Consider the following 26,130-nt stretch of genomic DNA (forward strand, 5'->3'; position numbering starts at 1 on the left):
CACCAAGGAAGGCTCTATCTCTATGCTGTTGTCCCAATTACCCGCTGCCTTGTCCGAGTGGCCAGAGTGCCTGTCCAGTGCCCCCTGGTGGCAATTGACGCCGCAGGCGCTGCTGCCCGTTGCCAAACCGCTGGATGGCGCCTGGCTGGTGCTGTTTGGCAAGCCCCTTGCCGCCCGCCATCTGGCGCGCCTGGCCGAGTCGCTGGCCGCGCTGGATATGCAGGCCCAGCTCTATCCGCCGAGCAGCCCGGCCGGGGTGCCCCTGTTGCTGTTGGGAACGGACAGGTTCTCCCCCGAGCTGGTGCAGTGGCTCAAGGCCGAGGAGTGGGACATCGACATCTGTCATCTGCCCGCGCTGCCTACCCTGAGTGAGCCCGGTTTGCTGGTGATGGACATGGACTCCACCGCCATCCAGATCGAGTGCATCGACGAGATCGCCCGTCTGGCGGGAGTGGGCGAGCAGGTGGCCGCCGTGACGGCCGCGGCCATGCAGGGCAAGCTGGAGTTTTCCGACAGCCTGCGCAATCGGGTCGCCCTGCTGGCGGGGGCACCTGTCACCATTCTCGACGAGGTGGCGGCCCAGATGTCCTGGATGCCGGGCCTGCAATTGATGGTCGATACCCTCAAGCAGGCGGGCTGGAAGGTGGCGATCGCCTCGGGGGGCTTCACCCGTTTCGCCGGCGAACTGCAGCAGGCGCTGGGGCTGGATGCCATTTTCGCCAACGAGCTGGCGGTCGAGGGGGGGCGGCTGACCGGCAAGGTAAGTGGCCGCATAGTGGACGCCAGCGTCAAGGCCGAGGTGCTGCAACGGCTGGCGAGTGACTTTGGTATCGCCGCTGGCCAGACAGTGGCCATCGGCGATGGTGCCAACGATCTCAAGATGATGGCGGTGGCCGCTCTTGGCATCGCCATCCACGCCAAGCCGCTGGTGCGGGCCCAGGCGGCCGCCACCCTCAACCATCATGATCTGGAAGGGGTGATCTGCCTGCTCGGCGCCCTTGCCTGTCGCGATCGTCGTTGGGATCGTCACGGATCCTGAGTTACCCACCCACGTCATGGAGGACCTTGCATAGCAATGGAACTGTTACAGCAATCCCTGTTTATTCCCTGTGGTGAGCACCAGCTGCACGTGCGCCACATCCAGCCACGGGTCGCCGTGCATGCAGAACCGATCCTGATGGTGCATGGCGCCATCGAGAATGGCCGCATCTTCTACACCGAATCGGGCAAGGGGCTGGCCTGTTTCCTGGCGCGCCATGGCTATCAAGTTTATGTGGCCGACCTGCGCGGCCGGGGTCTGAGCACCCCGGCCATCGCCGTGCAAGCCGAGCATGGCCAGCATGAGCTGATCACCGAGGATCTGCCGGCCTTGCACCGCTGGATTGCGGCGCGCCATGCCGGCTTCAAGCTGCACTGGATGGCTCACTCCTGGGGGGGCGTTATCATGGCCTCGACCCTGGTGCGTTTTCCGGAATTGGCCGTGCAGATCGCCAGCCTGGTGTTCTTTGGCACCAAGCGTGGCGTCTCGGTGCAGAACCCGGAGCGCTGGTTGAAGGTGGATCTCATCTGGAATCGGCTGGCGCCCTGGCTGGCCAGGCGCAGCGGTTTTCTGGCGGCCCGCAGCCTGAAGATGGGGGCGGATGACGAGCCGCTGCGCTACCTGCAGGAGACGATTCCCTGGGTCAAGTGCGGCCCCTGGAAGGATCCGTACGACGACTTTGCCTATGACGAAGCGGCGGCCAGGGTCAACTGGCCGCCGCTCTGGATGATTTCAGCCAAGGCTGACAAGGTATTGGGGCACCCGACCGATGTGCGCCGCTTCAGTGCCGAGATGGGGTCTGCCACGCGTCACACCCGGCTTGGCAAGGATAACGGCAACCGGCTCGATTACGATCACATCAACATGCTGACGGCGCCACAGGCACAGGAGGATCACTTCCCGCAGATCCTCGCGTGGCTGCTTGACCCGCAGGCGGCGTGATGGAGACAAGGCTGGCGGGAGCTGGTCGTTATCCTGATATGCTGATATAGGGATAAAAATAATGGCGGGCCCGTGGCCAGCCATTATTTTCTTGCTGGTTTGCCAGGCCGATATCCGCGCTTGAGCAGGCTTGCTGGCATGCGGCGCCCGCTCAGTTGATGGGCGGGGTGATGCCGAGCCGGAACAGGGTGGCCTGACTGGTATCGGTCAGCTCGCCCACCCCCACCACGCTCCACAGCTCCTCCTCCAGCTTCTTGGCCTTGTGGATGGCGAACTTGGCGATGTAATCCAGCTCGTTGGCGATGAAGTTGGTATCGGGTCGGCCGGTGCGAGAGATGCCGACCAGCACCGAATAGAATTCCCCCTGACGCAGTGCCAGCTCGATGAAGCTGCGCTTTTCCGCCATGTCCTGAAAACTGCTGGCCAGCCGGCTGGAGAAGACGGGCAGGCCGGCCGGCGTGTGCAGACTGGCGATGTAGACCTCCTCTTCCTGCGGCTTGTCTTCCCGTTCAATGGCGCGCAGCGGGTTCATGATCAGCTGCTTGAGCAGATCCCCCTGGAACAGGGGATAGAGGTTGTCCTGATCCCCCTGCTCGGCGCAGGCCCGCAACAGGCGTGACAGGCTGCGATCCTGCGGGGCATGACCGACCGAGGCCGGTTTGGGCGCGCCCTTCAGCTTGTTGATGTAGACGGGCGTGCTGAAGATATGGTGGGTGTAGATGTTGCGCAGCGCCCTGGCCATGCCGCGATAACGACGCTGCTCCTGCGCCGCCTTGAGCTTGTTCTGGTTGCTCTCGATCAGCAGGCTGAAGAACTGGCGGCCGGTGTGGCGCTCAGGATCCCCCTCGATACACAGATGCAGCACTGTCCGGGTCAGGTTGATGCTGACCAGCCGGTAGGGGAGGCGTTGCAGATCCATGCTCTTGGAGAGCTCCTGCAGGCGAGGCAGGGCCAGGGTGACTATGTCATCCTTCTCCCCCTCGAACGCCTCTTCCAGCTCTATTTGCATGCCGTGGGCCGAGATGTCGCGGGTCCAGCCAAGCCAGGCCCGCCCGTTGTGCTTGATGGCAACGGCCGTCTTGTGGATGTAGCGCGCCTCTTTGCGCAACTGCACATAATGCAGCGTCTCTATCTCGAAGGGCGCGGCCCCGAGATCATGGCCGAAGCGCTGCAGCTCGTTGGCGTTATGCTGCACGCTGGCGTCGTAGTGAAACTCTTCCCGCTGGCTGTCGAGGCCGATATCTTGCAGCAGGCCGACGTAGTTTATCTGCCTGAGCCGCTCCTGCAGCAGCATGTCCTGCAACTGGGGGCTGTCCTGGCTCTGCTGGCTGGCGAGATCGGCCTCGTGCAGATCGCAGCGCTCCAGGCTGAACTTGTACACGCGCCAGCTGGGGCGGCGGGCACCGACCTGGAAGAAGAGGGACATCAGACCGCTCTGTTGCAACTCCTCCCGGGTGGCGGAGAAAAAGTAGAGGTGGCTGCGCACCGAATGGGTGAAGCAGTAGATCAGGGTCTCTTGCAGGGTGCCCGGGGCCGGCAGCAGGGATTGCATGCGGGCCGCCGAGAACAGGCTGGCGAGCATGTCGCGGTTCTTGGCATCGCGCCAGTATTCGAGGATGTGCTGATTGTTCTCGGTACGCAGGGCTATCTCCAGGCTGGGGCTGTCTCCCGAGCCGAAAAACAGCGGCATGCCGGTCATGCGTGGCAGGTAGAACTGCTCGTACCCCTTGATGATGGCGGCGGAGAGCAGGTAGTCGACGCTGACTCGATAGCGGCTCTTGTTGCTCTCGATGAAATCGCTCAGGAAGCGGTCAAAGCCGGTGTGCTCGCCGGTTTTGATCAGTCGCAGCCAGTACTTCCCCTCTTTGCTCTCTTCGCCCAGGATCTGATAGCTGACCGAGTGGTGCAATATGGGATTGGGGTGATCCCGCTCCAGCCCGGTGAAGAAGACTTCGACTTGGGCTCCGGTCTGATAGTTGGGCAGATAGGGCACAGAGACCCGGATCCCGCCGAGGGAAAGATCCGAGCTTTTGGCAAACAGCTTGTCGCCGTCGGCAAACTTGATGAGCACGGGAGAGCTGAAGTGCATCCGCTCCTGACGCCGGCCGTAGTAGCTGGCGAAGGGGATGGGATTGACATCGTATTGGCGAAACGGACTGGCAGGGGGCAGCAGGGGACCGTCACCCTTGCTCTGGTGGTGTTTCTGCCAATATTGCAGCGCCTCGTTGACACCCAGGGTGTAGGCATCCCGGTAGAGATAGCACTGGGACTGGAACAGGCCTATGGCCTCGGCCGGCATGAAGTGGGTGACCCCTTCAAACTCATGGACCAGGCACTCCTCGCCCAGCTCGTCGCGCATGTCGATGACCCGCCGGCAGGGGGTGCATTTGCGCTTTATCTCCATCTTGATCAGGAAACGGCTGTTGCTGTTCTCGTCCTGCGTCAGGCGATTGAAGATGTCATCAAAATCTTTTTCTCTGAGCAGAGGAATGAGCTGTTCAATCAGGTGCTGTTGTTGTTCTGAATCCATGTGTTCCTGCCACGGAAAGTCACTTTTCCGATTCTGGGTTTGATCTGTCGGTCGCAAACAAGTATATCAAGCAGGAATTCATCCTGTCCCCGAGTTATCCATGGCCAAAAATAAAACTGCCTATGTTTGTACCGAATGTGGTGCCGACTTCACACGCTGGCAAGGCCAGTGCGGCGAATGCAAGGAGTGGAACACCATCACCGAGGTGCGTCTTGGCTCGGTGACGCCGGGCAAAAATGCCCGCTACACCGGCTACGCCGGCGCCATCGGCAGTCAGGTCCAGACGCTGGCGGAGATCGCCACCACAGAGATCCCGCGCTTTTCCTCCGGCTTCAAGGAGCTGGATCGGGTGCTCGGCGGCGGTGTTGTGCCAGGTTCGGCCATTCTGATTGGCGGCAATCCGGGGGCGGGCAAGTCTACCCTGCTGCTGCAGACCATGTGTGGTCTGGCCGAGCGGATGAAGACCCTCTATGTCACGGGGGAGGAGTCGTTGCAGCAGGTGGCGATGCGTGCCGGCCGGCTGGGGCTGCCTACCGACAAGCTGCGCATGCTGTCGGAGACCAGTGTCGAGCAGATCTGCATCATAGCTCAGCAGGAGCAGCCGCAGATCATGGTCATCGACTCCATCCAGGTGATGCATGTGGCGGATGTCCAGTCATCTCCCGGTTCCGTCTCCCAGGTGCGGGAGGCCGCGGCCCTGTTGACCCGTTACGCCAAGCAGAATCACGTCGCCATCTTCATGGTGGGCCATGTGACCAAGGATGGCACCCTGGCGGGTCCCAAGGTGCTGGAGCACTGTGTCGACTGTTCGGTATTGCTGGATGGCGCCAACGATTCGCGTTTTCGCACCCTGCGCTCCCACAAGAACCGCTTCGGTGCCGTCAACGAACTCGGCGTGTTCGCCATGACGGGGCAAGGCATGCGAGAGGTGAGCAACCCCTCCGCCATCTTCCTCAGTCGGGGCGAGGAGCAGGCACCCGGTTCCATCGTCATGGTGATCTGGGAGGGCACCCGGCCGCTGCTGGTGGAGCTGCAGGCGCTGGTGGACTATTCCCAGCTCTCCAACCCACGGCGGGTGGCCGTGGGGATGGACCACAACCGTCTCGCCATGCTGCTGGCGGTATTGCATCGTCACGGCGGCCTGCAGATGGCGGATCAGGATGTCTTCATCAACGTGGTGGGGGGCGTCAAGGTTGAAGAGACCAGTGCGGATCTGGCCCTGTTGCTGGCCATGGTTTCCAGCTTCAGAGATCAGGCCCTGCCCAAGGATCTGGTGGTGTTTGGCGAAGTGGGCCTCTCCGGCGAAATCCGGCCCGTGCCGTCCGGTCAGGAACGATTGCAGGAGGCGGCCAAGCATGGCTTCCGCCGCGCCATAGTGCCTCACGCCAATGCGCCCAAGCACCCGATAGAGGGAATGGAAGTGGTGCCGGTGAAAAAACTGGCCGACGCGCTGGAAGCCTTGTAGTCATTGACGCAGCTGTGTTCCAAAACATAGATTTAACTGGTCTAGGCAATAAATCTAGGCAATAAAAAAGAGCGCCATCGGCGCTCTTTTTTATTGCCTCTGGAGGGCTCCTCAGGGGTGGGGGTGTTCCAGATGCTCGTTCAGCAGTTGCTCCAGTTCACGATGGAGCAGCTCTTCATCTCCGACGTTGAGCTCTACCATCCGCTTGAGGTGGGTCGCGCTGTCGATATCGATATGGTGGCAGTAGAATCCCAGCTTCTTGCTGGCCTCATGGTTCAGCTCGACCTGCATCTTGATCTCGATGTCGCTGCCGCTCAGCACGAAGCTGAGTGAATACTCTTTGTTGTCGTGGCTTTCCCAGTCATCGGGCCGGATCAAGAGCGCGCCCTGCAGGGAGATATCCACCAGCTGGGTCCGCCATTTCTTATCGCCCTGGACGAGGTCGGCCATGGTCAAGTAAAGGATCCGTGAAAAACGGCGACGCTCGGACATTCTCATCTCCTGTCAGCAATAGGGTTTGATGCTAAAGGTCATGACATAAAGTGTAATGCACCTTGCGCATCAGGATCTTGAACTGGCTCCGAAATTGGATATCAAACCTGTTGGGTGCTGAGTGACTCTACCACTTGCAACGCCTTGACCAGCCGATCCTCCTGTTTGAAGCGATCCTCCAGCACAGGGCCGAGTTGATTCAGGTCTTCGTCCAGCAGCAGCAACTGAGCCTCATCTGCGTTGCTGTACTTGTCGTTGAATTCCAGTGCGAATTCGGTGCATGCCCGAATATTGGGGTAGATGCGCTTGGCGAGCTCGAGTTTGTCGCCGCTGGCTTTTTCGAAGGCGGTGACCACATGGTTGTAGATCTCGAAGTGACCGGCGCTGACGTAATCGACCAGCTGTTCACAGAAACGCTGCAGCTCGACATGGCCAGGGAGTGAGCGTTGTTTGGTGCGGGCGGGCGTCAGCCCGGCGAGCCGCATGTATTCGACCAGCAGAGCCTGCCTGGCATCCAGCCAGTCATCGATAGCCCGGTGTTTTCCTGCCAATGCGCGCTTGGTTTGTTCCAGTTCAGTTAACATAATCCCTCCGTGGGGCATAGGCATGGAGTGCTATCGCTACAGGCCTCCGGCCTTTCTTATTGACTGACGACACTCCCTATAACTAGGGAAAATCCTGTTGACCGTCAATAGGTGCATGGGGATATTGTTACATCAGATGGTGTTTTGGCTACAAGACCCCATCATTTTCTCTCCTCTTCCAATCCATCGCGATAACGAAGGGGCGAGATATGTGACTATTTCCGCAGATCTTGATGAAAACCCCAGCATTCAAGCCAATCTGGCTGATAAAGCCTTTGCCTGAGTGTTTTTTTTTGAATAGAGTGGCCCGGTGCTAAATGCCCGATCATAAAGGAAATGTTATGAACAAAGCTCAACTTGTCGATGCAATTGCCGCCAAAGCCGATCTGAGCAAAGCTCAGGCCAAAGTTGCTCTGGAAGAGATCATCAATGGTATTACCCAGAGCCTGAAAGAAGGCGATGCTGTGCAGTTGGTGGGTTTTGGTACCTTCAAGGTGAACCATCGCGCGGGCCGTACCGGCCGTAACCCGCAAACTGGTAAAGAAATCCAGATTGCAGCCGCGAATGTGCCGTCCTTTGTGGCAGGCAAGGCGCTCAAAGACGCCGTCAAGTAATCGTGTAAAACCCGGCGCCAGCCGGGTTTTTTATTGCCATCGTCAGCGGAATTTGTTTCAGATACACTCAAGATATGGCGTGCGCCGTAGTGAGGTGGATGATGGAACAGAAAAATGCCATTCGGCAGGTTGCCGTACCTTGGGCTCCGTCCCGCCAACTCCCCCCAGGCCTGGTTGTGGCCGAACTTCATCAGGATATCTGGAGTGACTCCCTGACCGTCATGCTGGGTCGGGCGCGCAGCATAGATCTGCCACCCCAGATCCTGTGCCGGGTCTACTTTCGTCATATCTTCGCCGTGCGGGTCATGGAAGATTGCGATCTGTCGGAAGGCAAGGAGAGCCATGCCATCGAGGAGCAGATCCAGCTTATCACCCCGTCCCGTTTTGCCAGCTGGTTCCATCAGGAATCGGAGGGGCTTCATCTGGACGAGGATCTGCAGCATTATCGCATCTCGACCTGGGACTACTGTGCCGACGTGCTGACGTCATTTGCGCCCGAACTGCAGTTTGTGGACAAGGGGGAGTAGCGTCAGCGCGATGGCCACGCATAGAAAAGCCGGTAACACCTGGTGTTACCGGCTTTTTCATTGGTGCTGAAGGCGATGAGGATCAGCCCAGCAACTGTTCCTTGTGCAGGCCCAGGACGATCAGCAACCCGAGAAAGTAGAAGGCGCTGAGCTTGAGGCCGAGGATGGCGAGCAGGCCGGCGCAGAGCCGGACCAGCGCCTTGTGCAGCCATGAACCAGTGAAGCTATACATGATTACTCCACCGACTCGGCGCTGGCGAATTCCGGCACCTTGGCCATGGCATCCAGCACGACCTGAATGCCGGCGCCCGGCTTGCAGGCGTTCTCGCTCAGGTGACGACGCCAGGCGCGGGCACCCTGCATGTTCTGGAACAGGCCCAGCATGTGGCGGGTCATGTGGGATAGGTAGTTGTCCTTGGCCAGCTCCTGCTCCATGTAGGGCAGCATCATCCGCACCACCTCGTGACGGCTCGGCACAGCGTTGTTCTGGCCGAACACCAGATTGTCCACTTGCGCCAGGAGATAGGGATTCTGATAGGCTTCGCGCCCCATCATGACCCCGTCCACCTGCTGCAGGTGCTCCAGGGTCTGCTCGATGGAGGTGACGCCGCCGTTGAGGGCTATGGTCAGTTCGGGATAATCCTGTTTGACCCGATAGACCCGTGGGTAGTCGAGCGGCGGGATCTCGCGGTTTTCCTTGGGGCTCAGGCCGCTGAGCCAGGCCTTGCGGGCGTGGACGATGAAGGTATCGCAACCGGCATCGCGCACCTGCTCGATGAAGGCCTGCAAGAATTCGTAGGAGTCCTGCTCGTCGATGCCGATCCGGGTCTTGACGGTGACCGGGATGTCCACCACATCGCGCATCGCCTTGACGCAGTCGGCCACCAGCGCGGGTTCGCCCATCAGGCAGGCACCGAAGCGGCCATTCTGGACCCGATCCGACGGGCAACCCACGTTGAGGTTGATCTCGTCATAGCCGCGCGCCTGTGCCAGTCTGGCGCAGTGGGCCAGATCTGCGGGGTTGCTGCCACCCAGTTGCAGCGAGACGGGATGCTCCTGCTCGCTGTAGCCCAGATAATCCCCTTTGCCATGGATGATGGCGCCCGTGGTTACCATCTCGGTATAGAGCAAGGTCTGGCGGGTCATCAGACGGTGGAAATAACGGCAATGCCGATCGGTCCAGTCCAGCATGGGGGCGATGGAAAAACGCTGCGCCTGCATAAAAATCATCCGGGTTGGCTAAACAAAGGGGCCGGATTTTATCACAACGTGAGGCAGCCCCAGAAAATGAATTTTGTCGCCGCGCCACTGGGGGCCCTGTGATAGTATCCGGCTAATAAAAAGGGTATTTGCGTGATCATGAATCAAGACCAACTTTTACAACGAGCCGAACGACTCTGCGAACAACGCGGGATCCGCTTCACCCCTACCCGGCGCCAGGTTTTCACTCTGCTGGCTGCTCACGGCAACGCCATCAGCGCCTATGATTTGTTAGCCCAGCTGCAGCAAACCGAGGCTCATGCCAAGCCGCCTACTGTCTATCGGGCACTCGATTTTCTGCTCGAACAGGGCTTTGCCCACAAGGTGGAGTCGCTCAACGCCTTCATATTCTGTTGTCACTTTGACCATGCCCACCCGATGCAACTGCTGATCTGCGATCGGTGTGGCGAGGTGGTCGAACTCCATGACACGGCGATCGACAGCGCGTTTTCCGAGCAGGCCCATCAGCATGGTTTTACTATTACCAATAAGACAATAGAGGCACATGGCCAATGTGCTCGCTGTACGCCCACCGTAGGAAATCAACATGAAGGCTGATTTTGTAAACCCGTTCCTGCTTTCCCTGCTCAATGTGCTCTCCACCATGGCACAGTTGGAGCTTAAACCGGGTAAACCCAAGCGCAAGATGGATGAACTGGCGCGAGGGGATGTCTCAGGCCTCATCGGCATGGTGGGTCCGCAGACCCGTGGCTCGCTTTCCATCAGCTTCGAGAAGGGGTTGGCGCTCGAGATCATGCGCCGCATGCTGGGGGAAGCCCCGGCCACCATCAATGAAGAAGTGACCGACATGGTGGGCGAGATCACCAACATGGTCACCGGCGGCGCCAAGCGCATGCTGGGGGAGAAAGGCTACGAGTTCGATATGGCGACCCCCATCATAGTCTCCGGCCCCAACCATACCATCACCCACAGGGCCGATGGCACCAAGATCATGATGCCGTTCGAGTCAGATTACGGCCGGGCCACCATCGAAATCTGCTTCGAGTAACCCTATGTGGAAAGCGCTGAAGTGGTTCTTCATCGGCTGGGCCCTGCTGCTCATCCTGTCTGATATCCAGATCAACACCTCGCTCTACAAGTACAACGACAACAAGGTGGTGGTGAGTTTTCCACGCTGGCAGACAGACAGGCCCTGGGGCACTTTCCAGTGGCACGCCGGTCGGGTCGAGACCCACTGGTATGGCCTGGAAGGCAGGCCCAAACCGGTAGAGCCCCTGCTGTGAAGTCGACGACAAAATCAGAAAATGAAAGAGGCCAGCATATGCTGGCCTCTTTTTTATTGGTCTGAGAGTGGTCAGGCGGCTTCGGCAGCCAGCTTCTCGCTGGAACGCGTCACCATGCCAAGGCCACAGGCCAGCAGGGTCGGCAGCAACCAGGCGAGGCCCTTGTCAAACAGCGGCAGGAAGGCGAAGGCATCCATCTTCATGCCGGCGGCGCCCAGGCCATCCAGGCAACCGAACAGGAAGGCGACCAGCAGCACGGAGCGGAACACCAGACGAGGGCGACCGAAGCAACCCTTCAGGAAGGTGACCAGCACCAGTGCCACGGCGACCGGATAGATGGCAACCAGCACCGGAATGGAGAGGCTGATGAGCTGGCTCAGACCCACGTTGGCCACTAGCGCACACAAGCTGCCCAGCAGCAGCACCCACTTGCGGTATGCCCAGCCGGTCAGCCCGTGGAAATAGTCGGCCCCGGCGCACAGCAAGCCGACCGCGCTGGTAAAGCAGGCCAGGGTAATGATGGCTGCCAGGATGAACTGGCCTGGCAGGCCAAACAGGCTCAACACATAGGCGTTGACGATGGCACCGCCATTGCTGATATCGCCGGCCACGCCGGCGGCACTGTTGCCGAGGTGAAAGAGCGAGATGTAGACCGCCGACAGGCCCGCCGCCGAGATCAGGCCGGCGATGGTCAGGTACTTGAACTGGCTCGGATAATCCTCGACCCCTTTCTGGCGCAACAGGCCGATGATGAGGGTGCCGAACATCAGGGACGCCAGGGTATCCATGGTGTTGTACCCCTCCAGCATGCCTCTGATGAGGGGGGTGTCGACATATTCGCCGCTGGCTTCCGGCATGCCGCCCTGTGGTGCAATGAATACGCCGAGTGCGAGGATCAGCAGCATCACCATCAGTGCCGGGGTCAGATATTTGCCGATGGCATCGAGCAGCTTGCCCCGATCCAGCGCTATCAGGCTCACCAAGGCAAAGAAGGGCAAGGTGTAGAGCAGCAAGCCGCTCTGACCGGCTGCACCCAGCCAGGGTTTGAGTCCCATCTCGTAGGCGACCAGGCCGGTGCGGGGAATGGCGAAGGCCGGTCCCATGATGATATAGATGGCGATGGCCAGCGCCGTGGCCGTACCTGCGGGCAGATAGCGGGTCATCGCCGTCCAGCCACCGCTACCTTGCCCGGCGCAGCTCTTTGCCACGGCAATCAGGGTGAGCAGGGGCAGGCCCACCGCCGTCAGCAGGAAACCTGCCATGGCTGCCAGCAGATGCTCACCGGCCATAAAGCCGGCCAGCGGTGGAAAAATGATATTGCCTGCCCCCAGATAGAAGGCAAACGTCATAAAACCCAATCCGAATATGTCGGACAACTTAAGTGATTTCGTCAAACCTAACCTCATCTGCCATGTCTATTTTTTGTCTCTTGTTTTCACCTGCGACTGGGCAGATTCCGGGCCTGTTTGCTGCCATGGGAATGATCCAACGGAACCGTTTCCTCAAATGCAGCAATAAATGGCCCATCAATAGCATAACAAACTAATTCGATTGGCCAATGTCAGATTAATATTTTGAAACAATTCTTTATTTTGGTGTTTGATGCCGGTCGGCTGGCGGCAATGGTGATATGGAAGGTCAGAACCCTGTCCGGCTGCACTCTTAGGCAAGCTCGTGACTCTGGCTGTATCGCCAGATGGAGAGGATCAACACAACCCCGCTTGTCGCGACAAACGTCATAAAAACAAAGAGCCTGCACAAGGCAGGCTCTTCAGAAGGCATAGCGAAGCGGGATCAGGCGGCTTCGGCAGCCAGCTTCTCGCTGGAACGCATCACAACGCCAAGGCCACAGGCCAGCAGGGTCGGCAGCAACCAGGCGAGGCCCTTGTCAAACAGCGGCAGGAAGGCGAAGGCATCCATCTTCATGCCGGCGGCGCCCAGGCCGTCCAGGCAACCGAACAGGAAGGCGACCAGCAGCACGGAGCGGAACACTAGGCGCGGACGACCGAAGTAACCCTTCAGGAAGGTGACCAGCACCAGGGCTACGGCGACCGGATAGATGGCAACCAGCACAGGGATGGAGAGGCTGATCAGCTGGCTCAGACCCACGTTGGCGACCACGGCGCAGATGGCACCCAGCAGCAGCACCAGCTTCTTGTAAGCCACACCCGTGAGGTTGTGGAAGAAGTCGGAGCAGGCGGAGATGAGGCCCACGGCTGTGGTGAAGCAGGCCAGGGTGATGATGGCCGCCAGAATGAACTGACCCGGCTGGCCGAACAGGCTCAGCACGTAGGCGTTGACGATGGCACCGCCATTGCTGACGTCGGTGGCGACGCCGGCAGCCGTGTTGCCCAGCTGGAATAGGGAGACATAGACCACGGACAGGCCGATGGCGGAGATGACGCCGGCGATGGCCAGATACTTGAACTGGCTCTTATAGTCGTGAATGCCTTTCTGACGCAGCAGATCGACGATCAGGGCGCCAAACATCAGGGACGCCAGGGTGTCCATGGTGTTGTAGCCTTCCAGGATCCCTTTCACGAAGGGGCCGTTCTGATAGTCACCGGACGCAGCCGGCATTGTACCTTGCGGCGCGATGAACACACCCACGGCCAGGGTCAGCAGCAGCAGCATCAACACCGGGGTCAGGTACTTGCCGATGGCATCCATCAGCTTGCCCTGGTTCATGGAGACCAGTACGGCGACCCCGAAGAAGATCACTGTGTAGGCAGCCAGACCGGCCTGACCCATGTCGCCAATGAAGGGCTTGAGGCCCATCTCGTAGGCCACCAGACCGGTTCGGGGAGCAGCGAAGGCCGGGCCTATGATGATGTAGATGGCGACCGCCAGTGCGGTTGCCAGTCCGGCAGGCAGCAGTTTGGTCATGCCGGCCCAGCCGTTGCCCGCCTTGGCGACGGCGAGGATTGTGATGAGGGGCAGGCCCACGGCGGTCACCAGGAAGCCCAGCATGGCCAGGGAAAGGTGCTCGCCAGCCATGTAGCCGGCCAGCGGCGGGAAAATGATGTTGCCGGCGCCCAGATAGAAGGCAAAGGTCATGAAGCCCAATCCGAGTACATCGGATAATGTGAGTGATTTCGTCAAGTTCAACCTCGTCTGTCTTGTAAACTATTGCTTGTTATAGTTTTTTATTGGTCAGTGACCAGTGTTGTGCCGGGGTAAAAAAAAGGAGCCCCGCTTGTTTTTTCATCGCAACCAGTGGTTTTAGCTGGTCTGGAGCGGGCGCTCGTTTAAGAGTCAGCATAATGGCGTGAAAAAATAGTTCAAGACGAAATTTACATCTTCAAATAGAAGGGGTGGGTCAGTTGGATGTATCTGTTGGAATAGTCTCCATCAGCAGAATGGATCACAATCTCATCCTGCTCACACCTGCTTAATCCTCTGCCAAGTAGCAATAAAACACGATTTGCCTCTTTACCTGCCCTGGTGATAACAGCTGTATAACAAACGCCATGCAGATCATAATCCGCCGAGATGCCTAAAATTTCATCGGCCATGGCGGTCGGCAGCACCAGGGCTACCTGTCCGGTGGCGCTCAGCAAACGGTGGCACGCAGCCAGCAGATCCCGGCTGCCGAGTGCCCCCGTATGGCGGGCCAGCGCCCTGGCCGGATCGCTGAATGACTGGCCTGCCACGAAATAGGGCGGGTTGGAGACGATGAGATCATAGGGAGGGGCCTGATAATCCTGGATGGCGTTTTCCACTATGTTGACCCGTGAGGCCCAGGGGGAGGCCGCTGCGTTCTCGCGCGCCTGCGTCGCTGCCCCCATATCCAGTTCCACCCCGTCGATGAGGCAGTCGGCATGGCTGCGCTGGGCCAGCATCAGGGCGATCAGGCCGCTACCTGTGCCAATGTCCAGCACCCGGCGGGCGTCGACAACCGGAGCCCAGGCGCCCAGCAGTATGCCGTCGGTGCCCACCTTCATGGCGCAGCGGTCGTGCTCGACATGAAACTGCTTGAAGGTAAAACCACTATTTCGTCCCATCTGACCCCCACCATATGCCGGCTACACAGAAAATGGTCGGCGATTATAGCGACTAAGCCACAGTCACCATAGGAGCCGACGACATAATCGCCTATAATCTGCCGTTTCCTTAATGACCGAGTATTGCCATGAGCCAGTCCTTTGATGATTTCGACCTGAATCCAGCCCTCAACCGGGCCTTGGCCGAGATGGGATTCACCCGCCCCACCACCATCCAGCAGATGGTGCTGGAGCCAGCCCTGGACGGCCGCGATATTCTGGCATCCGCTCCGACCGGCACCGGCAAGACGGCTGCCTTCCTGCTGCCCGCCCTGCAACATCTGCTGGACTTCCCGCGCCGCAAGCCGGGCCCGTGCCGCATGCTGATCCTGACCCCGACCCGCGAACTGGCCCTGCAGGTCACCGCCCACGCCAAGGCGCTGGCGGTGCACACCAACCTCAGCATCGAGACCATCATCGGCGGCGTCAGCCACGACGAGCAGCTGCCAGCCCTGACCAAGACCACCGACATAGTGGTGGCGACCCCGGGTCGTCTGCTCGAGTACATAGAGAAAGAGGAGTTCGAGAGCCACGACATCGAGGTGCTGGTGCTGGATGAAGCGGATCGCATGCTGGACATGGGCTTTATCAAGGACGTGAACCGTATCGTGGCCGAGGCGCGCTATCGCAAGCACACCATGCTGTTCTCCGCCACCCTGGAAGGGGCCGGTCTCGAGAAGTTTGCCAACGAGATCCTCAACGAGCCGGTGGAGCTGCATGCCGAACCGCCCCGCAGCGAGCGTCGCCCCATCACCCAGTGGGTGCATCTGGCCGATGACGCCGCCCACAAGCTGGCCCTGCTGGTGCATATCCTCAAGGATCCGGAAACCCAGAAGGCCATCGTCTTCGTCAGAACCCGTGAACGGCTGGCTGAGCTTTCCGGCCAGTTGCAGGCGGCCGGCGTCTCCTGCGCCTGGATCCGGGGCGAGATGGAGCAGAGCAAGCGCATCGAATCGATCCGCAAGTTCCATGCGGGAGAAGTGCCCTTCCTCATCGCCACCGACGTCGCCGCCCGTGGCATCGATCTGCCCAACGTCAGCCATGTCATCAACTACGACATGCCTTATGGCACAGACGTCTATGTGCACCGTATCGGTCGGACCGGCCGCGCCGGCAACCGTGGCTGCGCCATAAGCCTGGTGGAGGCCCACGACATGGGCATGGTCGCCAAGATAGAGCGTTACACCGAGGAGCGTCTCAAGCGTCGGGTGATCGACGAACTGCGTCCCAAGCACAAAGAGGCGCGGGTACCGGTGAAGAAGAAAAAGCCGAAGGATGGCAAGAAGAAGAGCGCCAAGAAGAAAAAGAAATAAGCTCATGCCTGCTGCAACGGCCATCCTCGGATGGCCGTTTTGCTTGCTGCCTGCGGTGAATGTGGCTGTGTTCGCGGATCGCGCGCAGAAAAAAGCCGACGCATAGACGTCGGCTGATAAAAAGTGCTTACAACAGAGGATTCACGTATTCAGACCCGGGGATCCTGAATTTGGTTCCCTCTTTCTGTAATTAATTTTCGGCGCGTTTAAACATCAGGGTCTGAGTATCAGACTCTTCTGGCACGAAGTAGTAACCATCGACGTTGAAGCCGGTCAATTGTTCCACCTCGGTCAGCCGGTGCTTGATGATGTGACGGGCCATCATGCCGCGCGCCTTCTTGGCGTAGAAGCTGATGATCTTGAACTGGCCGTTCTTCTCGTCCTTGAACACTGGGGTGACGATCCGCCCTTGCAGGCGCTTGGGTCGTACCGACTTGAAATACTCGTCGGAGGCCAGGTTGATCAGCACCTCATCCCCCTGCGCCGCCAGCGCCTGGTTGAGCCGCTCCGTGATGATGTCCCCCCAGAACTGATAGAGATCCTTGCCACGCGCGTTATCGAGCCGGATCCCCATCTCCAGCCGATACGGCATCATGAGATCGAGCGGGCGCAGCACGCCGTAGAGGCCGGATAGCATGCGCAGGTGCCCTTGGGCGAAGTCGAGGTCCGCTTCGCTGAAATCCTCCACCGCCAGACCCGTGTAGACATCCCCCTTGAAGGCCAGCAGTGCCTGACGGGCGTTGCCTGGATGGAGGTCGGGTTGCCACTGGGCGAAGCGGGCGGCGTTGAGACCGGCCAGCTTGTCGCTGATCTTCATCAGGCTGGCGATCTGATCCGGCGTCAGCTGGCGGGCCCGGGTGATCAGCTCGGCCGAATGATCCAGCAATTCGGGTTGGGTGAAACGGGAGCTCACCAGAGGCGACTCGTAATCCAGCGTCTTTGCCGGGGAAACCACAATCAGCATAACGATCCTTTATAGCGGTGACACACGCCCCTCATTCATCCAGGGTGACGTTGTCGAGTGTGCCTGCACCCAGCTGTTCACGGCCAGACAGCTTGATCAGCAGTCGCAGGTCGTTGGCCGAGTCGGCATGGGCAAGGGCCTCACTGTAGCCAATTTGGCCGGCACAGAACAGGGTGAACAGCGCCTGATCGAAGGTCTGCATGCCGAGCTCGGTGGACTTGGTCATCACCTCCTTGAGCCGGTGCATCTCCCCCTTGCGGATGATGTCGGTGATGAGCGGGGTGTTGAGCAGCACTTCGAAGGCCGCAAAACGGCGGCGACCGTCCACGCTCGGCAGCAATTGCTGGGCCACGATGGCGCGCAGGTTGAATGAGAGATCGAACAGGAACTGGCGGTGTTTCTCCTGCGGTACCAGGTGGAGGATGCGATCCAGCGCCTGGTTGGCATTGTTGGCGTGCAGGGTGGCGAGACAGAGGTGACCCGTCTCGGCAAATTGCAGCGCAAACTCCATGGTCTCCTGGCTGCGGATTTCGCCGATGAGGATCACGTCCGGCGCCTGGCGCAACGAGCTCTTCAGCGCCACGTCGAACGACTCCGTGTCTATCCCCACCTCCCGCTGGGTGATCAGGCTGCGGCCGTGCTGGTGCACGAACTCCACAGGATCTTCCACCGTCAGGATATGGCCATCGGCGTGCTGGTTGCGAAACCCTATCATGGCGGCCTGGGTGGTGGACTTGCCCGCACCTGTGGCGCCGACGAACAGCACAAGCCCGCGCTTGGCCATGGCCACCTCCTGCAAGATGGGGGGCAGGGTCAGCTCGTCGAAGGTCGGGATCCGGGTCTCGATACGGCGCAGCACCATGCCCGGCAGATCCTGCTGCCAGAAGGCGCTGACCCGAAACCGGCCAAGCTCCTCGCGGTGGATGGCGTAGTTGGCTTCCTTGGTGCGGATGTAACGCTCGAAGTGATCCTGGCTTAATGTCTCCTTGACCAGGGTCAGGGCACTCTTCTTGTCGAGCGGCTCTCCCCCCAGGGACTGCAGATGGCCGTTCACCTTGAGGGTGGGGGGCGTGCCGACCGTGATGAACAGATCCGAACCTTTGCGTGCGACCAGTTCGGTCAACAGGGCATCCAGACTCATAACGACTCCTTCCTTAGATTCGTTGTGCTTAAACGCTATTGGGGTCGACCGCCTTGGCCTTGGCATCCAGGGAGGCCACCACGCCACGGCTGACCAGCTGCTTGAGGCTCTGATCCATGGTCTGCATGCCGTGGGTCATCCCGGTCTGGATCACCGAGTAGAGCTGGGCGATCTTGTCTTCCCGGATGAGGTTGCGCACCGCGGGTATGCCCATCATGATCTCGTGCGCCGCCACCCGGCCACCGCCGATCCGCTTGAGCAGAGTCTGAGAGATGACGGCGCGCAGGGATTCGGAGAGCATGGATCGCACCATGTCTTTTTCCGCGCCGGGGAAGACGTCGATGATACGGTCTATGGTCTTGGCCGCCGACGAGGTGTGCAGGGTACCAAACACCAGGTGACCCGTCTCGGCCGCCGTCATGGCCAGGCGTATGGTCTCGAGATCGCGCATCTCCCCCACCAGTATGATGTCCGGGTCTTCCCGCAGTGCCGAGCGCAGGGCGTTGCTGAAGCTCTTGGTATCCCTGTGTACTTCCCGCTGGTTCACCAGACAGCGCTTGTTCTCGTGCACGAATTCGATGGGATCTTCGATGGTGAGTATGTGGTGGTGGAAGTTCTCGTTGATGTAGTTGACCATGGCCGCCAAGGTGGTCGATTTGCCCGAGCCGGTCGGCCCTGTCACCAGCACCAGGCCGCGGGGGTATTCGGAGATCTTGCGAAAGATCTCGGGGGCATCGAGATCCTCCAGACTCAGCACAGTGCTGGGGATGGTACGGAACACGGCGCCCGAACCGCGCGATTGTTGGAAGGCGTTGACCCGGAAGCGGGCCAGGTTGGGCACCTCGAACGAGAAATCGACCTCGAAGTTTTCCTCCAGCTCCTTGCGCTGGTGGTCGTTCATGATGTCGTAAATGAGGGCATGCACTTCCCTGTGTTCCAGGGCGGGCAAATTGATCTTGCGAACCTCGCCATCAACCCGGATCATCGGGGGAACCCCGGCCGAGAGGTGTAGATCCGAGGCTTTATGCTTTACACTGAAAGCCAATAACTCTGTGATATCCATAGATTTGTCATTCTCCCATCACAAGATCACTAACGAAATATGAGCCAGATTGCCCAGCACCTGCTTCAGGTAAAGGAGCGTATTGTACAAGCCGCGAGCCAGTCGGGTCGTTGTGTCGATCACATCCACCTGCTTGCGGTCAGTAAAACCAAGCCACTTGAGGCCATTTGCGAGGCCTATGCCGCTGGCCAGCGCCGCTTCGGTGAGTCCTATGCCCAGGAAGCGGCCACCAAGATAGATACACTGCGCGAGCGGGCCCTCTGTGCAGACATAGAGTGGCACTTTATCGGCCCGCTGCAATCGAACAAGTCCAGGCTGGTGGCCGAACGGTTCGACTGGGTACAGAGCGTGGACAGAGACAAGCTGATCGAGCGCCTCAACAACCAGCGTCCTGCCGGGTTGGCGCCGCTAAATGTCTGTCTGCAAATCAATATTAGCGGAGAGAGCAGCAAATCCGGAACGTCGGAGCAAGAGATTTTCCGGCTGGCCGAGCTGGTCTCCCGCAGCGAACGGCTGGTATTGCGGGGGCTGATGGCCATCCCGGAACATACCAGTGACGAGGCGGTATTGGCCGCCCAGATGGTGCGCATGCAGACTCTGTTCACCGAGCTTGCGCGACAATACCCGAGTGTCGATACCCTCTCGATGGGCATGACAGAGGATCTTGAGCTGGCGATCACCCATGGCAGCACCATGGTGCGGGTCGGTACCGCCATCTTCGGTGCCCGTGACTATTCATAAGCAAGACCACCTGATGCAATATGGAACCCTCGCCTTCATCGGCGCAGGCCGTGCCGGTATCAGCAGCTATTTCAGCAACAGGAGTGTTTGATGCAGCAGAGAATCCTCGCCTTTATCGGCGCAGGCAACATGAGCCGCAGTATCATTGCCGGCCTGATCCAGGCGGGTTATCCGGCCGAGCGTATCATAGCCGCCAATCCCAGCCGTCCCAAACTGGACGCGCTGGCGAGCGACTACGGCATCCGCATCACCCAGCATAATGCCGAGGCGGCCCGCGAGGCTGACGTCATAGTGCTGGCGGTCAAGCCCCAGTTGATGGCCGACATGCTGAGCGCACTGGTCGATGAGCTGGGGTCGCTGGCGGGCAAGCTGCTCATCTCCATCGCCGCCGGCATCAAGGTGGCACGCCTTGGCGAGATGGCGGGCGGTCACGCTCGCATCATCCGCACCATGCCCAACACCCCCTCCTTGCTGGGATTGGGCATGACAGGCCTCTATGCCCCCCCCGGGGTCGAGCAGGCCGATCGCGACTTCGCCGAGCAGATGATGCAGGCCGTGGGCAAGACCCTCTGGGTGGCGCATGAGTCTGGCATCAACGGCGTCATCGCCGCGGCGGGCAGTGCCCCGGCTTACTTCTTCCTGTTCATGCAGGCGATAGCCGAGGAGGCGCAGGCCATGGGCTTCTCGCCCGAGCAGGCGCGCCTGCTGGTGCAGCAGACCGCCCTTGGCGCCGCAGCCATGGTGGAGCAAAATCCCGATTTGTCGCTGCAAACCCTGCGCGAGCAGGTGACCAGCAAGGGAGGCACGACCGCCGAGGCCATCAAGACATTCCAGGCGCAGGGGCTGATGCCGCTGACCGCTCACGCCATGCAGGCGGCCGTCGCACGGGCCGCCGAGATGGAAACTCTTTTCTGAACACTCTTCTCTTACCGCTGGAGCTCAGATGAACACAGCTTATTTTCTGATTAACACGATTTTTGATATCTACCTCATGGTGGTGCTGCTGCGCGTCTGGTTGCAGTGGGCCCGCGCCGACTTCTACAACCCCATGAGCCAGATGGTGGTCAAGGTGACCAATCCGCTGGTGATACCGCTGCGCCGGGTCATTCCGGGCTTCGGCGGGCTGGACATGGCTTCGGTGCTGCTGGCGCTGATCATCGCCTTCGCCAAGCTGGCGCTGCTCAAGAGCATGAACGTGCTGCTGGCCGACTGGCTCACCCTCAGCCTGTTTGCCGCCCTGACCGTGCTGAAGAAAGCCGGCTCCATGATCTTCTGGGTGCTGCTGGTTCGCGCCATTCTGAGCTGGGTCAGCCAGGGTCGCAATCCCATCGAATACGTGATGCACCAGCTGACCGAGCCCTTCCTTGCCCCCATTCGTCGCATCCTGCCGGCACTGGGCGGGCTGGATCTCTCCGTGCTGGTCGCCTTTATCGGGTTGCAGGCCATAAACTATCTGTTGGGTGATCTGTTCGGCCAGCTGTGGTGGATGATTTGATGCCAGCCGTCCTGCTGGAAGGGGATGAGCTGATATTGCACCTGATGATCCAGCCCAAGGCGAGCCGGGATCAGATCGTCGGACTGCACGGTGAGGAAGTGAAAGTGGCCATCACGGCGCCGCCGGTGGATGGCCAGGCCAACAGCCACTTGATCAAGTATCTGGCCAAGCAGTTCAAGGTAGCCAAGGGGCAGGTTCGCATAGTGCGCGGGGAGCTGGGGCGGCACAAGACGGTTGCCATCGAGGCGCCCAGGCAGATCCCTGCCGAGATCAGTGCCCTGCTGGAGACTCAGGGTTAACACGAGAAGGATGACACCATGAAAACAGCCTGGATAAGCTGCCTGCTGGCACTGCTGATGACCTTGCCGCTGCGGGCGGAACAGATGAAGGAGCTGGGCCCCTGGCAGGTGCACTACAGCGCCTTCAACTCCAGCTTCCTCACCCCGGACGTGGCCAAGGCCTATGGCCTGGAGCGCAGTCGCTACAACGGCATCATCAATATCGCCGTACAGAACAAGCAGGGCGTGGCGCAGGCGGTGGGTATCACGGGCGAGGCCAAGAACCTCACCGGCACCCTGCGTACCCTGACCTTCCAGGAGGTCAGGGAGGGGGACGCCATCTACTATCTGGCGGTGCTGCCCTATCGCAACGAGGATACCTACCAGTTCACCCTGAAGATCATGGGGGAGGGGCAGCAACAGACGCTCACCTTCCAGCAGACCTTCTACGTCGACTGAGGCTGTTGCCCTGCTTGCCGAATGAAGAAGCCCCGAACTCAGGTTCGGGGCTTTTTTCATGGGGGGGCGTCAGCTGGCCGGGGCGAAGTCGTGGATCTCGCCCGAACGCGGGGTGAAGCGCGGATCCTGATCCTGGTTGTGCTCCACCCACTCCATGGCCTGGCAGAAGCTCTCCTGCCTGGCAAACTCGTCGCGCACCTGATCGATGGCCCGCTCGGCGCTGCGCCGTTCCATCTTGCTCGCCTTGCGATCGCTGAACTGTTTTTGCTGGGCCAGCATCCAGTCTGTGAATGCCTGACGGCACTGCGCCTCGCTGGCCGCCTGGGCGGGCAGTGTCATCAACAGGGCGATCATCAATACATAGCGCATAACAAACCGACGACGATAGGGTGGGGACAGGGTGAAAGGGCGGCATTTTAGGCCGAAAACATGAGCATGAACAGAGGGGAATGGTGGGGGCCGGCATGGCCGGCCCCAGGCAGGATCAGTGCTTGATGAGGTAGAGCTGGCGGCTGTAGGCCACGTCTTCCGGGTTGTTGATGGGGTAGCCCTTGAGCCAGGGCTTGATCAGCCGGGCGTTGGTGTATTGATAGATGGGGGCGATCGGCGCCTCATCCTGCAATATGGTTTCGGCCTGATCGAACAGCCGGGCCCGCTCGCGGGGATCCTGGCTGCTGGCCGCCTTGGTCAGCAGGGCATCGTAGCCGGCGTTGGCGAAGCGGGCCATGTTGCCGCTGTGGTGGGAGCCCCACAGACCGAGGAAGGCGGAGGGGTCGTTGTAATCGGCCACCCAGGAGGAGCGGATCACCTCGAACTGGCCGCTCTGGCGGCTGTCGAGATAGGTTTTCCACTCCTGATTGGTGAGCTCGACCTGGGCGCCCAGTTTCTGCTTCCAGAGGTTGGCGATGGCCAGCGCCATCTTCTTGTGAATTTCCGCCGTGTTGTAGAGCAGGGTCAGCTTGAGTGGCTTGCCCGGGCCGTAACCGGCCTCCTTGAGCAGCGCCTTGGCCTTCTCATCCAGCGCCTGCTGGCTGCTGCTGGAGAGCAGGTTGGCCTTGGGCTCGAAACCGGCCACCACGTCCGGGGTGAAGTGATAGGCCGGTTTCTCGCCCGTACCCAGCACCTTGGCGGCGATGAGGCCGCGGTCGATGGTGTAGGAGAGCGCCTTGCGCACCCGCACGTCGTTCAGCGGCGGCTGTTGGGTGTTGAAGGCGTAGTAATAGGTGCCGAGTTGATCCGGGGTATGGACCTCACCCGGGATCTGCTGCATCAGCTTGTGATACTGCTCCTTGGGGAAAGACTCTGTGATGTGCAGATCCCCGGCCAGGTAGCGGTTGGTGGCGGCGGTTTCCTGGTTGATGGGCACGAAGGTGACCTTGGTCAGCACAGTATGGGCGCGATCCCAGTAATAGGGGTTGGGGGTCAGCTCCAGCTTCTCGTTCACCACCCGGTGGCTCAGCACGAAGGCGCCGTTGCCGACCAGCTTGCCGGGCTGGGTCCACTGGTTGCCATATTGCTCCATGCTGGCCTGATGCAGCGGTGACAGGCTGGGGTGGGTCAGCAGGCTCAGGAAATAGGGCACGGGCTGGGAGAGGGTCACCTGCAGCGTGTGCTCGTCGAGCGCCTTGACCCCAAGCTCGCTGGGGGCCAGCTTGCCGGCCACTATCTCGTCCACCTTGTCGAAGCGGGCCAGCTGGGCAAACCAGGCGAAGGTCGCGGCCTCTTTCGGATCAACCAGTTTGCGCCAGCCGTAGACGAAGTCGGCGGCCTTGACCTTGTCACCGTTGGACCAGCGCGCATCCGGTCGCAGATGGAAGGTAAACTGCTGATTGTCCTTGTTGTCCCAGCTGGCGGCGACGCCAGGCAGCACCTTGCCGTCCGGCCCCTGGGTCAGCAACCCCTCGTAGAGATCCCGCAATACCTGCAACTCGGGCAGGCCGACCAGTTTGAGCGGGCTCAGGCTCGCCGGTTCATCTTTCAGATGACGTACGACGGCCTGTTCGGCAGCGAGTTGAGTGCCGGGCGGAACATCGGCGGCCTGGACACAGGCACAGCCCAGCAGGGCCAGCAAGGGACTCCATCCTTTCATGGTTGATCCTTCAAATAGTGTGAAGCGGGGAGAAAACTCGGCGAGAAATGATCGCCGGCAGACGGGAAATCATGATATCCCGTTTGCTGGTCAGACCGCCAGTATGAGTCCCGTGATTTCAGGGACGCGATGGAACCTTAGTTGACCCGCTGATCCGTTGTCAGGGGGAGAGGAGTGAACGATGAGAATATGGATCCTGTTGGCCCTGGCCATCAGTCAGGGCGCCTGGGCGCTGGCGCCTTGTGAGCGTGGGAGTCCGGTCGGCAGCTGGTGCGAGGTGAACATAGATCAGCTGCACCCGACCCAGGGCGGAGTCGGCCAGATCCAGGTCGACAATACCCAGGCGGAGCTTGCAGGAAAAAGTGCGAAGCAACTCGACAAGTTGATGAAAAAGAAAGAGATCCCCATTGTCATCGCCCCCGATGGCGGCTACTGGCTGGTGGACAGGCATCACCTCACCAAGGCGTTGTGGCAGGCGGGGGTGAAGCAGGCCAGGGTCAAGGTGATCGGCCGCCTGCAGGACAAGTCCAGCTTTTGGAGCCAGATGCAGGGCAATCACTGGGCCTGGCTCAAGGACGAGAAGGGGCTGCCGCTGACCCCTGAGCAGTTGCCCGCCCATATCGGCGAGCTGCCGGATTACCCCTACCGGACCGTGGCGGGCTTGCTGCAGGATGCGGGCTATGTCGACAAGCGGGATCAGGTCTATTTCGTCGAGTTCGCCTGGGCCAGCTGGCTTGGCCAGCAGATGGGCTGGTTGCCGGTCGACGGCGCCAATCTGGCGGATCGTCTTTATCAGGCCAAGCGGCTGGCGTGCAGCAGCAAGGCGGGGGATCTGCCCGGCTATCCCGGCAAGCAGTGCCGGGTCAATCAGTCGCGCAGTGGCAGCTGAGCAACAGCCAAACCAGTCACCGGAGCGGGGGGCCAGGCCCCCCGCTCCGGTGTTGTTACGCCTGCTCGGCCGGTTGCCAGCGGGCGGCGGCTTGTTCCAGCAGGGCCACCTCGCCTTGCTGGATCAGCGGCAGCAGGGCTTGTACCTGTTCATCGGGCCAGTCCCACCAGGCGAGCGCCTGTAGCCGGGCAATCTCGTCCGAGCCAAAGCGCTGGCGGATCACCCTGGCTGGCGTGCCTGCCACCATGCAGTAGGCCGGCACGTCCCGCGTCACCAGGCTGCGGGCGGCGATAATGGCGCCATCCCCGATAGTGACGCCCGGCATTATCATGGCGTCCATTCCTATCCAGACATCGTTGCCGATACGGGTATCGCCGGCGGGGCGGTAGCTGCGCTTGAGGGCAGCCAGATCGGCAAACGGATAGGTGCTGATGAAGGCCGGGTTGTGGGTGTGGTTGCCCCCCATGATGATCTTCACGCCGGCGGCGATTTGCACGTAATCGCCTATGTGGAGCCTGTCTATGTGCCAGAGCGGCTCCCAGCCGGTCTCCGGGCTGCGGCTAACGCTGTCGCCATAGAGGTAGCGCACGGCCTCCTCCTCGAACAGGCCGTCCCAGGCCCCCGAGTAGTAGCTGTGCCGCCCCTTGAGGCAGATGTTGGGATTGGTCACCGTCAGATGCAGGTATTCGACCTGCGACCAGTGTTGGCAGTGTGTCATGGCTGTGTTCCTCGTTGAATGGACAGGATGAATGGCGCGAGGAGCGCAGCTAATAGATCCAGACCAGCAGGCGGGGCACGCACAGGGTCGAGCAGCCCAGATCCTGGGGTAAACGGGGTCGCAACATGAAGACTGTGTCCTGACGGTGTAGGCCAGATGATGGGTCTGGATGGTAAGGCATGAGGAGGGCTATGCCAACCCGGCGAGGCTTTTCTGGTTAAAACCTGCACAAAACATCGG

The 26,130-nt window shown here is 60.3% G+C and carries 29 protein-coding genes; 15 read left to right on the forward strand and 14 right to left on the reverse strand.

The features are described 5' to 3' along the window. Positions 1-22: 22 nt before the first annotated feature. Together serB and AACQ95_RS04260 are read left to right on the forward strand one after the other, a co-directional pair. Positions 23-1,039 carry a phosphoserine phosphatase SerB gene (gene serB, locus AACQ95_RS04255; RefSeq protein ID WP_241280701.1) on the forward strand — a complete coding sequence of 339 codons (1,017 nt, stop codon included), beginning with the start codon at positions 23-25 and terminating at the stop codon, positions 1,037-1,039. Between the two features lie 36 nt (positions 1,040-1,075). Continuing rightward, positions 1,076-1,981: an alpha/beta fold hydrolase gene (locus AACQ95_RS04260; RefSeq protein WP_241280702.1), complete on the forward strand. Its 906-nt coding sequence runs from the start codon at positions 1,076-1,078 to the stop codon at positions 1,979-1,981. Positions 1,982-2,132: 151 nt separating this feature from the next. Here the strand turns inward: AACQ95_RS04260 and AACQ95_RS04265 are convergent, their stop codons facing one another. After that, positions 2,133-4,511 carry a PilZ domain-containing protein gene (locus AACQ95_RS04265; protein WP_241280704.1) on the reverse strand — a complete coding sequence of 793 codons (2,379 nt, stop codon included), beginning with the start codon at positions 4,509-4,511 and terminating at the stop codon, positions 2,133-2,135. Positions 4,512-4,611: 100 nt separating this feature from the next. On the opposite strand from AACQ95_RS04265, the gene radA reads away from it, so the two are divergent. Beyond that, complete coding sequence (radA, locus tag AACQ95_RS04270; protein ID WP_043142423.1) at positions 4,612-5,976, forward strand: DNA repair protein RadA; 1,365 nt, start codon at positions 4,612-4,614, stop codon at positions 5,974-5,976. Between the two features lie 111 nt (positions 5,977-6,087). On the opposite strand, the gene AACQ95_RS04275 is transcribed toward radA, so the two are convergent. Both AACQ95_RS04275 and rsd read right to left on the reverse strand, forming a co-directional pair. Next, the gene (locus AACQ95_RS04275) at positions 6,088-6,468 is read right to left on the reverse strand and encodes a PilZ domain-containing protein (RefSeq protein WP_043554505.1); all 381 of its coding nucleotides are present in this window, start codon (positions 6,466-6,468) and stop codon (positions 6,088-6,090) included. Positions 6,469-6,569: 101 nt separating this feature from the next. Then, positions 6,570-7,052, reverse strand: coding sequence for a sigma D regulator (gene rsd / locus AACQ95_RS04280; RefSeq protein ID WP_098982284.1), 483 nt, complete (start codon positions 7,050-7,052; stop codon positions 6,570-6,572). Between the two features lie 341 nt (positions 7,053-7,393). On the opposite strand from rsd, the gene hupA reads away from it, so the two are divergent. Beyond that, positions 7,394-7,666 carry a nucleoid-associated protein HU-alpha gene (gene hupA / locus AACQ95_RS04285; RefSeq protein WP_005305063.1) on the forward strand — a complete coding sequence of 91 codons (273 nt, stop codon included), beginning with the start codon at positions 7,394-7,396 and terminating at the stop codon, positions 7,664-7,666. 101 nt (positions 7,667-7,767) lie between these two features. Further along, the gene (locus AACQ95_RS04290; protein ID WP_005320448.1) at positions 7,768-8,193 is read left to right on the forward strand and encodes a hypothetical protein; all 426 of its coding nucleotides are present in this window, start codon (positions 7,768-7,770) and stop codon (positions 8,191-8,193) included. Positions 8,194-8,275: 82 nt separating this feature from the next. Here the strand turns inward: AACQ95_RS04290 and AACQ95_RS04295 are convergent, their stop codons facing one another. Then, positions 8,276-8,425 (reverse strand): hypothetical protein, encoded by a 150-nt coding sequence (locus AACQ95_RS04295; protein ID WP_241280705.1) that lies wholly within the window; start codon positions 8,423-8,425, stop codon positions 8,276-8,278. A gap of 2 nt (positions 8,426-8,427) precedes the next feature. Continuing rightward, a complete protein-coding gene (gene dusA, locus AACQ95_RS04300; protein ID WP_241280708.1) occupies positions 8,428-9,414 on the reverse strand; it encodes a tRNA dihydrouridine(20/20a) synthase DusA in 987 nt (328 codons plus the stop codon). Between the two features lie 138 nt (positions 9,415-9,552). Here dusA and zur point away from each other — a divergent pair, with 138 nt between their 5' ends. The 3 genes from zur to AACQ95_RS04315 are packed head-to-tail and all read left to right on the forward strand — an operon-like array spanning position 9,553 to position 10,697. Continuing rightward, positions 9,553-10,011 (forward strand): zinc uptake transcriptional repressor Zur, encoded by a 459-nt coding sequence (gene zur / locus AACQ95_RS04305; RefSeq protein WP_080741192.1) that lies wholly within the window; start codon positions 9,553-9,555, stop codon positions 10,009-10,011. Continuing rightward, positions 10,001-10,462 (forward strand): chemotaxis protein CheX, encoded by a 462-nt coding sequence (locus AACQ95_RS04310; protein WP_016351979.1) that lies wholly within the window; start codon positions 10,001-10,003, stop codon positions 10,460-10,462. The genes zur and AACQ95_RS04310 overlap by 11 nt, the downstream gene beginning before the upstream one ends. A gap of 4 nt (positions 10,463-10,466) precedes the next feature. Next, positions 10,467-10,697 carry a hypothetical protein gene (locus AACQ95_RS04315; protein ID WP_241280711.1) on the forward strand — a complete coding sequence of 77 codons (231 nt, stop codon included), beginning with the start codon at positions 10,467-10,469 and terminating at the stop codon, positions 10,695-10,697. A gap of 71 nt (positions 10,698-10,768) precedes the next feature. On the opposite strand, the gene brnQ (AACQ95_RS04320) is transcribed toward AACQ95_RS04315, so the two are convergent. The 3 genes from brnQ (AACQ95_RS04320) to AACQ95_RS04330 all read right to left on the reverse strand — a co-directional run bounded on the left by brnQ (AACQ95_RS04320) (position 10,769) and on the right by AACQ95_RS04330 (position 14,701). Continuing rightward, entirely contained in the window at positions 10,769-12,046 is a 1,278-nt protein-coding gene (gene brnQ, locus AACQ95_RS04320) for a branched-chain amino acid transport system II carrier protein (protein ID WP_241280713.1), read from the reverse strand. Between the two features lie 445 nt (positions 12,047-12,491). Further along, positions 12,492-13,799 carry a branched-chain amino acid transport system II carrier protein gene (gene brnQ / locus AACQ95_RS04325; protein ID WP_277604565.1) on the reverse strand — a complete coding sequence of 436 codons (1,308 nt, stop codon included), beginning with the start codon at positions 13,797-13,799 and terminating at the stop codon, positions 12,492-12,494. Between the two features lie 191 nt (positions 13,800-13,990). Then, positions 13,991-14,701 carry a tRNA1(Val) (adenine(37)-N6)-methyltransferase gene (locus tag AACQ95_RS04330; protein WP_241280715.1) on the reverse strand — a complete coding sequence of 237 codons (711 nt, stop codon included), beginning with the start codon at positions 14,699-14,701 and terminating at the stop codon, positions 13,991-13,993. Between the two features lie 128 nt (positions 14,702-14,829). Here AACQ95_RS04330 and srmB point away from each other — a divergent pair, with 128 nt between their 5' ends. Continuing rightward, a complete protein-coding gene (gene srmB, locus AACQ95_RS04335) occupies positions 14,830-16,053 on the forward strand; it encodes an ATP-dependent RNA helicase SrmB (protein WP_098982293.1) in 1,224 nt (407 codons plus the stop codon). Positions 16,054-16,243: 190 nt separating this feature from the next. On the opposite strand, the gene yaaA is transcribed toward srmB, so the two are convergent. The 3 genes from yaaA to tapT are packed head-to-tail and all read right to left on the reverse strand — an operon-like array spanning position 16,244 to position 19,221. After that, positions 16,244-17,017, reverse strand: coding sequence for a peroxide stress protein YaaA (yaaA, locus tag AACQ95_RS04340; protein ID WP_241280716.1), 774 nt, complete (start codon positions 17,015-17,017; stop codon positions 16,244-16,246). A gap of 31 nt (positions 17,018-17,048) precedes the next feature. Next, positions 17,049-18,158 (reverse strand): type IVa pilus ATPase TapU, encoded by a 1,110-nt coding sequence (tapU, locus tag AACQ95_RS04345; RefSeq protein WP_103472547.1) that lies wholly within the window; start codon positions 18,156-18,158, stop codon positions 17,049-17,051. A 28-nt stretch (positions 18,159-18,186) separates the two neighbouring features. Continuing rightward, positions 18,187-19,221, reverse strand: a complete 1,035-nt coding sequence (gene tapT, locus AACQ95_RS04350) for a type IVa pilus ATPase TapT (RefSeq protein WP_005320466.1) — start codon at positions 19,219-19,221, stop codon at positions 18,187-18,189. A gap of 39 nt (positions 19,222-19,260) precedes the next feature. Here tapT and AACQ95_RS04355 point away from each other — a divergent pair, with 39 nt between their 5' ends. The 5 genes from AACQ95_RS04355 to AACQ95_RS04375 all read left to right on the forward strand — a co-directional run bounded on the left by AACQ95_RS04355 (position 19,261) and on the right by AACQ95_RS04375 (position 22,194). Then, positions 19,261-19,962 (forward strand): YggS family pyridoxal phosphate-dependent enzyme, encoded by a 702-nt coding sequence (locus AACQ95_RS04355; protein WP_043142394.1) that lies wholly within the window; start codon positions 19,261-19,263, stop codon positions 19,960-19,962. Positions 19,963-20,052: 90 nt separating this feature from the next. After that, the gene (proC, locus tag AACQ95_RS04360; protein ID WP_241280717.1) at positions 20,053-20,877 is read left to right on the forward strand and encodes a pyrroline-5-carboxylate reductase; all 825 of its coding nucleotides are present in this window, start codon (positions 20,053-20,055) and stop codon (positions 20,875-20,877) included. A gap of 28 nt (positions 20,878-20,905) precedes the next feature. Continuing rightward, a complete protein-coding gene (locus AACQ95_RS04365) occupies positions 20,906-21,457 on the forward strand; it encodes a YggT family protein (protein WP_043142388.1) in 552 nt (183 codons plus the stop codon). Next, on the forward strand, positions 21,457-21,756 hold the full coding sequence (gene yggU / locus AACQ95_RS04370) for a DUF167 family protein YggU (RefSeq protein WP_103472544.1): 300 nt from the start codon (positions 21,457-21,459) through the stop codon (positions 21,754-21,756). Before AACQ95_RS04365 ends, yggU begins: the two co-directional genes overlap by 1 nt. 18 nt (positions 21,757-21,774) lie before the next feature. Further along, complete coding sequence (locus tag AACQ95_RS04375; protein WP_043142382.1) at positions 21,775-22,194, forward strand: DUF4426 domain-containing protein; 420 nt, start codon at positions 21,775-21,777, stop codon at positions 22,192-22,194. Positions 22,195-22,263: 69 nt separating this feature from the next. Here the strand turns inward: AACQ95_RS04375 and AACQ95_RS04380 are convergent, their stop codons facing one another. Continuing rightward, the gene (locus AACQ95_RS04380) at positions 22,264-22,563 is read right to left on the reverse strand and encodes a hypothetical protein (protein ID WP_098982304.1); all 300 of its coding nucleotides are present in this window, start codon (positions 22,561-22,563) and stop codon (positions 22,264-22,266) included. 115 nt (positions 22,564-22,678) lie between these two features. Next, the gene (locus AACQ95_RS04385) at positions 22,679-24,283 is read right to left on the reverse strand and encodes a peptide ABC transporter substrate-binding protein (protein WP_043554523.1); all 1,605 of its coding nucleotides are present in this window, start codon (positions 24,281-24,283) and stop codon (positions 22,679-22,681) included. A 181-nt stretch (positions 24,284-24,464) separates the two neighbouring features. Here AACQ95_RS04385 and AACQ95_RS04390 point away from each other — a divergent pair, with 181 nt between their 5' ends. Continuing rightward, positions 24,465-25,172 carry a ParB-like protein gene (locus tag AACQ95_RS04390; protein WP_241280718.1) on the forward strand — a complete coding sequence of 236 codons (708 nt, stop codon included), beginning with the start codon at positions 24,465-24,467 and terminating at the stop codon, positions 25,170-25,172. 55 nt (positions 25,173-25,227) lie between these two features. On the opposite strand, the gene AACQ95_RS04395 is transcribed toward AACQ95_RS04390, so the two are convergent. Continuing rightward, complete coding sequence (locus AACQ95_RS04395) at positions 25,228-25,890, reverse strand: CatB-related O-acetyltransferase (protein WP_241280719.1); 663 nt, start codon at positions 25,888-25,890, stop codon at positions 25,228-25,230. Between the last annotated feature and the right edge of the window lie 240 nt (positions 25,891-26,130).

It is taken from the genome of Aeromonas sp. MR19 (genome assembly GCF_963899305.1).
GTDB lineage: Bacteria > Pseudomonadota > Gammaproteobacteria > Enterobacterales > Aeromonadaceae > Aeromonas > Aeromonas bestiarum.

What these genes read in the sequence shown, in the direction of transcription:
- AACQ95_RS04310 (WP_016351979.1), top strand. Translation starts at nt 10,001, where the DNA reads ATGAAGGCTGATTTTGTAAACCCGTTCCTGCTTTCCCTGCTCAATGTG.
- AACQ95_RS04390 (WP_241280718.1), top strand. Translation starts at nt 24,465, where the DNA reads ATGAGAATATGGATCCTGTTGGCCCTGGCCATCAGTCAGGGCGCCTGG.
- radA (WP_043142423.1), top strand. Translation starts at nt 4,612, where the DNA reads ATGGCCAAAAATAAAACTGCCTATGTTTGTACCGAATGTGGTGCCGAC.
- zur (WP_080741192.1), top strand. Translation starts at nt 9,553, where the DNA reads ATGAATCAAGACCAACTTTTACAACGAGCCGAACGACTCTGCGAACAA.
- AACQ95_RS04260 (WP_241280702.1), top strand. Translation starts at nt 1,076, where the DNA reads ATGGAACTGTTACAGCAATCCCTGTTTATTCCCTGTGGTGAGCACCAG.
- serB (WP_241280701.1), top strand. Translation starts at nt 23, where the DNA reads ATGCTGTTGTCCCAATTACCCGCTGCCTTGTCCGAGTGGCCAGAGTGC.
- AACQ95_RS04365 (WP_043142388.1), top strand. Translation starts at nt 20,906, where the DNA reads ATGAACACAGCTTATTTTCTGATTAACACGATTTTTGATATCTACCTC.
- AACQ95_RS04265 (WP_241280704.1), bottom strand. Translation starts at nt 4,511, where the DNA reads ATGGATTCAGAACAACAACAGCACCTGATTGAACAGCTCATTCCTCTG.
- brnQ (WP_241280713.1), bottom strand. Translation starts at nt 12,046, where the DNA reads ATGACGTTTGCCTTCTATCTGGGGGCAGGCAATATCATTTTTCCACCG.
- hupA (WP_005305063.1), top strand. Translation starts at nt 7,394, where the DNA reads ATGAACAAAGCTCAACTTGTCGATGCAATTGCCGCCAAAGCCGATCTG.
- dusA (WP_241280708.1), bottom strand. Translation starts at nt 9,414, where the DNA reads ATGCAGGCGCAGCGTTTTTCCATCGCCCCCATGCTGGACTGGACCGAT.
- rsd (WP_098982284.1), bottom strand. Translation starts at nt 7,052, where the DNA reads ATGTTAACTGAACTGGAACAAACCAAGCGCGCATTGGCAGGAAAACAC.
- AACQ95_RS04295 (WP_241280705.1), bottom strand. Translation starts at nt 8,425, where the DNA reads ATGTATAGCTTCACTGGTTCATGGCTGCACAAGGCGCTGGTCCGGCTC.
- AACQ95_RS04385 (WP_043554523.1), bottom strand. Translation starts at nt 24,283, where the DNA reads ATGAAAGGATGGAGTCCCTTGCTGGCCCTGCTGGGCTGTGCCTGTGTC.
- AACQ95_RS04330 (WP_241280715.1), bottom strand. Translation starts at nt 14,701, where the DNA reads ATGGGACGAAATAGTGGTTTTACCTTCAAGCAGTTTCATGTCGAGCAC.
- yggU (WP_103472544.1), top strand. Translation starts at nt 21,457, where the DNA reads ATGCCAGCCGTCCTGCTGGAAGGGGATGAGCTGATATTGCACCTGATG.
- AACQ95_RS04315 (WP_241280711.1), top strand. Translation starts at nt 10,467, where the DNA reads ATGTGGAAAGCGCTGAAGTGGTTCTTCATCGGCTGGGCCCTGCTGCTC.
- yaaA (WP_241280716.1), bottom strand. Translation starts at nt 17,017, where the DNA reads ATGCTGATTGTGGTTTCCCCGGCAAAGACGCTGGATTACGAGTCGCCT.
- proC (WP_241280717.1), top strand. Translation starts at nt 20,053, where the DNA reads ATGCAGCAGAGAATCCTCGCCTTTATCGGCGCAGGCAACATGAGCCGC.
- srmB (WP_098982293.1), top strand. Translation starts at nt 14,830, where the DNA reads ATGAGCCAGTCCTTTGATGATTTCGACCTGAATCCAGCCCTCAACCGG.
- AACQ95_RS04275 (WP_043554505.1), bottom strand. Translation starts at nt 6,468, where the DNA reads ATGTCCGAGCGTCGCCGTTTTTCACGGATCCTTTACTTGACCATGGCC.
- AACQ95_RS04395 (WP_241280719.1), bottom strand. Translation starts at nt 25,890, where the DNA reads ATGACACACTGCCAACACTGGTCGCAGGTCGAATACCTGCATCTGACG.
- AACQ95_RS04375 (WP_043142382.1), top strand. Translation starts at nt 21,775, where the DNA reads ATGAAAACAGCCTGGATAAGCTGCCTGCTGGCACTGCTGATGACCTTG.
- tapU (WP_103472547.1), bottom strand. Translation starts at nt 18,158, where the DNA reads ATGAGTCTGGATGCCCTGTTGACCGAACTGGTCGCACGCAAAGGTTCG.
- tapT (WP_005320466.1), bottom strand. Translation starts at nt 19,221, where the DNA reads ATGGATATCACAGAGTTATTGGCTTTCAGTGTAAAGCATAAAGCCTCG.
- AACQ95_RS04380 (WP_098982304.1), bottom strand. Translation starts at nt 22,563, where the DNA reads ATGCGCTATGTATTGATGATCGCCCTGTTGATGACACTGCCCGCCCAG.
- AACQ95_RS04355 (WP_043142394.1), top strand. Translation starts at nt 19,261, where the DNA reads ATGAGCCAGATTGCCCAGCACCTGCTTCAGGTAAAGGAGCGTATTGTA.
- AACQ95_RS04290 (WP_005320448.1), top strand. Translation starts at nt 7,768, where the DNA reads ATGGAACAGAAAAATGCCATTCGGCAGGTTGCCGTACCTTGGGCTCCG.